Origin of the sequence: Collinsella sp. AF29-7AC, assembly GCF_003475665.1 — a bacterium.
Lineage (GTDB): Bacteria > Actinomycetota > Coriobacteriia > Coriobacteriales > Coriobacteriaceae > Collinsella.
In genome coordinates this window covers 1-354 of sequence record NZ_QRQX01000048.1, presented here as the reverse complement: position 1 = coordinate 354, position 354 = coordinate 1, and the positions used below count along the sequence as shown (strand labels likewise).

The window sequence follows — 354 nt, the reverse complement described above, 5'->3', positions numbered from 1 at the left end:
AGAAATCAGGCGGGTGCTGAAGGACGACGGCGTGCTCATCGCGCCAACCTTCACCCACGCGGGGAACTCGGTTTCCGGCAAGGCAAAAGCCTTTTTCATGAGCATGGCGGGATTCCCCCTCCACAGCAGGTGGACAAGCGAGGAATACCTACGTTTCCTGCGTCAAAACGGCTGGGCGGTGCGGAAAAGCGCGGTGCTGAAGGCCTCGTTCCCGTTGACCTATGCGGAATGCACGAAATCGGAGGGGCCAGATGTCGTTCTTTGAAAACACCCGCAAGCCCGTGGGCCTCGGCGGAAAACTAATGGTTGCCATGATGAACCTGGGCCACAGCCCTGTGGCGCGGTGGGGACTTC

1 pseudogene is annotated in these 354 nt (G+C 59.9%); it reads left to right on the top strand.

From position 1 onward, the window contains the following. Positions 1 to 265 (top strand): annotated as a pseudogene (locus tag DWZ15_RS10600) (hypothetical protein); the annotation flags it as partial. Between the last annotated feature and the right edge of the window lie 89 nt (positions 266 to 354).